This is a genomic window from Allobaculum sp. (assembly GCF_047010065.1).
GTDB lineage: Bacteria > Bacillota_I > Bacilli_A > Erysipelotrichales > Erysipelotrichaceae > Allobaculum > Allobaculum fili.
Genome location: NZ_JBKXLD010000105.1, coordinates 1 through 7428, shown reverse-complemented (window position 1 = coordinate 7428; position 7428 = coordinate 1). Strand labels below are relative to the sequence as shown.

The following is a 7428-nucleotide window of genomic DNA, read 5'->3' as shown; positions in this document are numbered from 1 at the left end:
TACATCGCCTGGCTGGCTGCCTGAGCTGCCTTTTCGAGCTGACTGAGCAGAGTTTCGACTTTGGTCATGTCGTTTTCGTCGAGGGCTTTCTGCAGGTCGTCGCGCAGGTTCTTCAGTTCGCCGGCTTCTTTTTCCGGGATCTTATCCTTGTCGTCTTCGAGCATGGCGTCGATCTGGGCAATGAAGCCGTCGGCTTTGTTACGGGTTTCGACTTCCGCTTTACGCTTTTCGTCGGCTGCCTTGTTGGCTTCCGCATCCTTAACCATGCGGTCGATTTCTTCTTCACTCAGACCATTGGAGTTCTGGATGACGATCTTCTGTTCCTTGCCGGACGCTTTATCCTTTGCGGTTACGTTAACGATACCGTTGGAGTCGATATCGAAGGAAACTTCGATCTGAGGTACGCCGCGGCGAGCCGGAGCGATTCCGCTCAGTTGGAAGTTGCCGAGTTCCTTGTTGTCGGCAGCCATTGGACGTTCACCCTGGAGGACTTTGATGTCAACAGCAGGCTGGTTGTCCGCAGCGGTCGAGAAGATCTGGGATTTGTGTGTAGGAATGGTAGTGTTGCGGGTGATCAGCGGAGTCATAACGCCGCCGGCCGTTTCAATACCCAGCGTCAGCGGAGTAACGTCGAGCAGTACAACGTCTTTCAGATCGCCGGCGATAACGGAACCCTGAATAGCGGCACCGATGGCAACGGCTTCATCCGGGTTAACGGACTTGTTCGGTTCTTTGCCAGTAGCTTTCTTAACGGCTTCCTGAACAGCCGGGATACGTGTGGATCCGCCAATCAGCAGAACTTCATCGATTTCGGATGTAGTCAGGTCAGCGTCTTTCAGCGCGTTGTTAATCGGGGTGATTGTGCGTTCAACGAGGTCTTTAGTCATTTCGTTGAATTTTGCGCGGGTCAGCGTAGCGTCAAAGTGGATTGGGCCGGCAGGACCAGCGGACAGGAACGGCAGAGAAATGGCTGCCTGCATTGTGGAGGACAGGTCTTTCTTCGCTTTTTCTGCGGCATCTTTAATACGCTGCATAGCCAGTTTGTCCTGACGCAGGTCAATGCCGTTGTCTTTCTTGAACTGTTCAACCATCCAGTCAGCGATTACGTTATCGAAGTCATCGCCGCCCAGGTGGGTATCCCCGTTGGTAGCCAGAACCTGGAATGCACCTTCGAAGATGTTCAGGATGGAGACATCGAATGTACCGCCGCCGAGGTCGTATACGAGGATGTTGCGTTCTTTTTTATCTTTGTCGATACCGTAGGCAAGAGCTGCTGCGGTCGGTTCGTTGATAATACGTTCAACTTCCAGACCGGCGATGGTGCCGGCATCTTTGGTTGCCTGACGCTGTGCGTCGTTAAAGTAAGCCGGAACGGTAATGACAGCCTGTTTTACCGGTTCGCCAAGGTATTCTTCTGCATACGTTTTCAGGTACTGCAGGATCATGGCGGAAACTTCCTGAGGGGTGTATTCCTTGCCGTCGATATTTACTTTTTCGGAAGTACCCATTTTACGTTTAATCGAAGCGATAACGTTCGGGTTGGTGATCGCCTGACGTTTTGCGGAATCACCGATGATACGTTCGTCGTCCTTAAAGGCAACGACAGACGGAGTTGTGCGGTTTCCTTCCGGGTTTGGAATTACTTTTGGCTCGCCGCCTTCCATGACTGCTACGCAGCTGTTGGTTGTACCAAGGTCAATACCAATAATCTTGCTCATATATATGTTCCTCCTTATTCGCTCACTTTAACGAGCGCGGGCCGCAGCAGGCGGTCCTTGAGTTTGTAGCCTTTCTGAAGTACTTCAATAACCTGGCCCGGTTCGACGCCTTCTTTTTTCTCTGTCTGCAGAGCCTGCATCAGGTTCGGGTCAAAGGGCTGGCTCTCGGCGTTAATTTCCGTAACACCTTCATTGGTCAGGGCGTTGATAAACTGCGTCCGGATCATGTCAAATCCCTTGAGGAAGTTTTCCATTTCGGGGTTTGAAGGTTCTACGTCCAGAGCCCGGTTCAGGTTATCGAGAATCGGGAGCAGCTCGAGAGCTGCCGACTGGAATCGGTATTTCTTTGCCTGTTCGGTTTCCCGAAGCAGACGCTTGCGGGTATTGTCGGTATCCGCGTATGCACGAAGCAGAGCGTTTTTACTGTCGGCAAGTTCCTGCTGAAGCGAATCGATTTCCTTGTTCAGGCTATCGATCGGATCGTCCGAAACCGCTTCGGCTTCCACATCGGGCTGGGCGGATTCAGTCGGTTCCAGGTCTTTTTCTTCCTGGACTTCAGGCTGTACCGGCTTGTTCTGCGGTTTCTTTGACTGATTTTTACTCATCCTGTCCTCCTCCTTTTTGTCCGGGTCCGAATCGTTTTTCAATGAATTCGGACAGACAGTCCATCAGAGCGATTACTTTTGAATACGGCATTCGGTTCGGGCCGATGACCATCAGCTGTCCCTGCTCGTCCTTGCCTGCGTCAAAGGCGGACGTGACGATGGAACAGTCGCCAATCTGAATCAGCTTGTTTCTTGGCGAGATGACCGTCTGCACATTGTCCGGATCGCCGGCCCATTCATGAAACAGATGCTCATTTTCCAGAATCCGCATCAGCTCTTCGAGCTTTGGCATATTCTGGAATTCCGGCTGGGCGAGCATGTTCGCTCTTCCGCAGACGGTGGAGTTTGAATGGGTAAATCCCATGACGGCGGAAGCAAATGCCTCGAAGAGGACTTCGCTTCTTCCGACCATGGCGGAAAACTCCGGTCGAATCGATTCAAAGCGTTTTGTCAGTTCACTGATTGGCGTACCGGTCAGCCTCTCATTGAGAAGCGCGGTACACCGCTTGAGATCTTCAAGCGATACGTCGCCATCGAAATGAAAAATCCGATGTTCAGTATGGCCGGTGTTCGTGATGACCACGGCTACGGCCTGTTTTTCGCTGATTGGGATCAGAGACAGCTGGATGAGCGTCTGCTCATGGGCAGCCGGTTCGATGACCATCGACGTCAGATGGGTCATGTCCGCGAGGATCGATGCGCTGATGCGCGTTACATCTTCGAGGGACCCCTGCCGCTTCGAAAAGACTTTTCGTAAAGCTTCTTCCATCTGCGGATCGAGCGAAATTTCCATCAGGTTTTCTACATAATAGCGATAACCTTTCGGTGCCGGAATTCTGCCGCTTGAAAGATGTGTTTTCTCAAGAAGACCCTCTTTTTCAAGCAGCGCGAGTTCATTTCGAATCGTAGCTGAGGAGACCGAGAAATCGAGAAGAGACATCAGAGTCTTGGAACCGACCGGTTCAGCGGTGTACGTGAACTGTTCGACCAGCGCTTTGAGAATGGCTTTCTGTCGTTGTGTCAGATCCATGATTCCCACTCCAATCTCATATTTGGCACTCAATCTGTTCAACTGCTAATAATGATAGCACAGGTTTTGGCAGATGCAAGCCTCAAGTGCTATCTATGAATATTCTGACAGTACCGTTACCCTTTGCCTATTCAGATGCCTGTCGGATTACCGACGCTATATACTGAATTCATGAACAGAAATCATCTGAATCTTGAACCATTTTCATGTTCCGCCATCCATGGCGGTTATACACTCCAAACGCCCGAAGTCCCGGAGCGCGGCAGTCTCGCCCTCCATATTTGCGACAATCCCGAAGACGTTTTAAATGCGAGAGCGCTGCTCGCTCAGGATACCCTTCCTCTTGATCACTGGGTGCTCGCCTGGCAGAAACATACAGGCCGAGTTGTTCGCGTTTCTGCGCAGGATCGCGGCCGCGGTGCGCTGGAAGCAGAAAGTTCCATTCTGGAAACCGACGGTCTGTATACGACCGATCCAGACGTGCTCATCGGCGTCTTTACGGCCGACTGCCTTGGCATTCTTCTTTACGATCCCGCCGTGCCCTTCGTCGCAGCTGTCCATTCCGGCTGGCGCGGAACGGCTCAGGCGATTCTGATTCACCTTCTCGAGGCGTTAAAAAAGGATGGACTGCTCCATCCCGCTACGCTTCAGGTTCGCTTTTCGCCTTCGCTGATGAAAGATTCCTTTGAAGTGCAGGAAGATGTCGTCGAAGCGTTTGAAAAAATGGCGAAAGAATACGATCTCGATTTAAGCGATGTCATCTTTCCGCAGGAAAACGGCCGTTTTCTGATCGATCATCAGGCGCTGCAGATCCACATGCTTCAGAAATACGGAATTCCCGCAGAGAACATTCACCTCAGTTCGACCGATACGAAAACGTCCCCAGAATGTTTTTCCTATCGGCGCGACGGTCGAAACTGCGGCGAACATTTTTCCTGGATTTACATCGACTCCTCAAAGGAAAAACCGTCAACTGCGAAGTAAATCCTTTGCTGCTTTTGGAAAACAGAAATTTGTTAAACGCAAAAAGAAGCTTTACGAAAGCCGGATATGCGATCGGACATGGGTCCGATCGTTCTGGATGCATTTCGCAAAGACCTCTTCTTTTTTCATTCTATGACGTGTAATTCTATAGATTTCTGGAAGATTGCTTTTCCGACTTTGTCATAGCCGGCTGAGTTGCCCGGCAAAATCCCGTTGAGCGTCCGCTTACGACTTTGGAGTGACCGGAAAAAATTTCGGTTTTCCAGTCTGCAGGATCTGGATCCGTGCGAGGATCGCTCAAATACAGTTCATAGGGAGCATTGACGATCGCATAGCCGTTTTCTTCGATCCATTTCAGCGCCGCTCCATACGATTCGCTGAGCGTACTGTAGTTTCCCGTATGGAGAACGCGAACGCACAAATCACCGCCGGTCTCCCCGTTTGCCTGCCCGGCAGGGCAGACGGGGAAGAAGACTTCCAGTTCCGTTTTTTCCGGATTAAAGTCCTGATCGAGATACCGGGTTCCCGGCGCGTCGCACAGACGGAGCTGTTTTTTGTCCGCTTCTTCAAAAAGGCGGCTCATCAGTCCGCCGTATTCAGCAATCGACGTAACGGCATGGAGTGCATAGACCGGTGTCTTTTCGGTTTTTACCAGTTCAGTTGTACGGTTCATAAAAATCCTTTCCGGCCTGTCCGAAAGAATCTGTCGAATTTCTTCCTGTCTCTGGCGCTGGCTTTCGATCTGGATCTGCATCTCTTCAAGCTTATGGGCAGGCGCCTTTTGAATCTGTGTTTGAGACGCCTGCAGAAGTTCGCCGATTTCCTGCAGCGAAAAGCCGAAGCGCTTATAGCGCCGTATGAGCAGAATCTGCTCAATCTGTTCGGGCGCACAGCAGCGAAACCCAGTTTTCTCATCAACATATTCCGGGTGAAGCGGGCCAATCTGGTCATACCAGCGCAGCGTTTTGACGCTCATCGGACAAGCCTGTGGCATTTTTCCAATCGAGATCATGCATCGCTCCTTTGCGTAAGCGTCTTCAGTGTAATCCCTCCCCAGACGGGAGAGGCAAGCGCAGCAGGCGAAAAGCTCTGAATTTTTCTTTCACCGAAAAACGGACTGGGCAGATCTGCAGCTTTTTGCCCACCAGTATGACAAAGGAGGTGGCAGCCTGTCACTGGCTGCCGCCTCCTGGATTTCTTATGGAGGACGCGATTTCTTTTTTGTGGATCAGTGCGCGCAGCGGCCGGAGCGGTCGGCGCGCCGGGCCATCATTTCCGCGGTCCCGCGGCGCAGTTCAAATACGCGGCGATAGCGGGTGGGCAGATCGTATTTCATGCCTTCCTGAAGCCAGCCAAACAGCAGCCCCAGCATTTCCATACGGTAAACGGAAGTGATGATTTCCTGATCTTCCTCGCTGATATCGTAATGCACGAACAGGCTGTGGTTCAGAAGCCGTCCAAGCATTTCATCGATCAGACAGCGGATCTGATAATCGAGCACTTCACGGTTTTTGGAGTAGTAGACATTCCGGTAAAAGGCGATATTGTCCTGAAAACACTGCGCGCAGCGCAGAAATCCTTCCTGAAGACTTTCCACCTCCGGCGCATACATAGCCTGGCGGATCTGGTCTTCCATGATAGACACGGTCAGACTGGGAAGATCTTCAAAATGGTAATAAAAAGAGTTCCGGTTAATTCCGCAGATTTCCACGATTTCCTTGACCGTGATCTTATCTGCAGGCTTCTTTTCACACAGTGCGATATACGCGTCCTGAATTGCTTTTCGAGTCTGCTTCATACTCTTTTCCCCTTGAGGCCGACAGGTTTCTGCGGCACTCTCCCTTCTTCTGGCTATGAAGATGATTGTACAGGAAGCTTGTCCCAGACGCTTTATTTTTTAGACAGCTTCGTACCTCCTCATTAACAGAATAATCCTTTCTTCTCATTCGGCCAGAGCTCCTCGGTCAAAATCCAGGAGTTTGGCCGGATTCCGGTTTGTCGGACGTCACCGCAAAGGAAACAGACCTAAAATGGAGCCGAGGTGATCATCATGTGGGTTCTTTACGCGTTTGGCTCCGCCTTCTTTGCGGGCGTAACGGCTATTCTGGCCAAGCTCGGCATTCGACGGACGGACTCCACTACGGCTACGGCCATACGCACCATTGTTGTTTTACTGTTTACCTGGCTGATCGTCTGGATCACGCATGTCGGCGGCCAGATTTCTTCGATCAGCCCGAAAAGCCTGCTGTTTCTTGTCCTTTCCGGTCTGGCGACCGGCGCCAGCTGGCTCTGCTACTTTAAGGCGCTGTCCACCGGACCCGTTTCTCAGGTTGCCGCAGTCGATAAGCTGAGCGTCGTTCTGACCATTCTTCTTTCGTTTCTGCTCCTTCACGAAACGGTTTCCGGCTATAAGATTCTCGGTACAGTTCTGATTATGGCGGGAACGTGGATGATGCTCGATCCCGATCCGCTCGCCCAGTATCTGGCGCGTCGAAAAAAAGCCAGAGCTTCCCCGCAGAAAAACACCACAAACAAGAAAGAGAGCAGTACGTCCAAAAGCTGGCTGCTTTACGCGATCGCCTCGGCGGTTTTCGCCTCTTTGACATCGATTCTAGGCAAGGTCGGCATTGAAAACGTAGATTCCAATCTTGGTACCGCCATTCGAACGATTGTCGTTCTGATCATGGCATGGGTCATGGTCTTCGTGACGAAAAAGCAGAACACCCTGCGCCATATTTCCAGAAAGGAACTGTTTTTCATCTGCCTTTCCGGCGTGGCCACCGGCGCAAGCTGGCTGTGCTTTTACGCCGCTTTGCAGCAGGGACAGGCCAGCGTTGTCATTCCAATCGACAAGCTGTCCATTCTCGTTACCGTCCTCTTTTCGTGGATTGTCTTTCATGAGCGGCTTTCCAAAAAAGCGCTGGCCGGTCTGCTTCTTCTGACCGTCGGTACGCTCGTCATGCTTCTTTAGGCAGACTTCCCTGTTTTCTAATTTCCATCCGAAGTCATTTTTACGAAAAGCGCTTTAAAGTTTTTCGTTTCGTCGTAAGTGTCAAACAATCGACGGGTATACGCGAGACTGAATATTAGA

7 protein-coding genes are annotated in these 7428 nt (G+C 51.3%); 2 read left to right on the top strand and 5 right to left on the bottom strand.

What is annotated here, in order from left to right; all coding sequences use genetic code 11:
* The 3 genes from dnaK to hrcA form a co-directional block, all read right to left on the bottom strand.
* A partial coding sequence (dnaK, locus tag ACLUYS_RS08600) for a molecular chaperone DnaK (protein WP_412659609.1) occupies positions 1-1718 on the bottom strand: 1718 nt, incomplete at its 3' end.
* A gap of 14 nt (positions 1719-1732) precedes the next feature.
* Positions 1733-2323, bottom strand: coding sequence for a nucleotide exchange factor GrpE (gene grpE, locus ACLUYS_RS08595; protein WP_412659608.1), 591 nt, complete (start codon positions 2321-2323; stop codon positions 1733-1735).
* A complete protein-coding gene (hrcA, locus tag ACLUYS_RS08590; protein ID WP_230266507.1) occupies positions 2316-3353 on the bottom strand; it encodes a heat-inducible transcriptional repressor HrcA in 1038 nt (345 codons plus the stop codon). Before hrcA ends, grpE begins: the two co-directional genes overlap by 8 nt.
* A 171-nt stretch (positions 3354-3524) precedes the next feature.
* Between hrcA and ACLUYS_RS08585 the strand changes: the two genes are divergently transcribed.
* On the top strand, positions 3525-4337 hold the full coding sequence (locus ACLUYS_RS08585) for a polyphenol oxidase family protein (protein ID WP_230266506.1): 813 nt from the start codon (positions 3525-3527) through the stop codon (positions 4335-4337).
* A gap of 145 nt (positions 4338-4482) precedes the next feature.
* Here the strand turns inward: ACLUYS_RS08585 and ACLUYS_RS08580 are convergent, their stop codons facing one another.
* Both ACLUYS_RS08580 and ACLUYS_RS08575 read right to left on the bottom strand, forming a co-directional pair.
* Entirely contained in the window at positions 4483-5349 is an 867-nt protein-coding gene (locus ACLUYS_RS08580; protein ID WP_412659607.1) for a MerR family transcriptional regulator, read from the bottom strand.
* 216 nt (positions 5350-5565) lie between these two features.
* On the bottom strand, positions 5566-6135 hold the full coding sequence (locus ACLUYS_RS08575) for a TetR/AcrR family transcriptional regulator (protein ID WP_230266504.1): 570 nt from the start codon (positions 6133-6135) through the stop codon (positions 5566-5568).
* Positions 6136-6387: 252 nt separating this feature from the next.
* Here ACLUYS_RS08575 and ACLUYS_RS08570 point away from each other — a divergent pair, with 252 nt between their 5' ends.
* Positions 6388-7308, top strand: coding sequence for an EamA family transporter (locus ACLUYS_RS08570; RefSeq protein ID WP_412659610.1), 921 nt, complete (start codon positions 6388-6390; stop codon positions 7306-7308).
* Positions 7309-7428 lie beyond the last annotated feature (120 nt).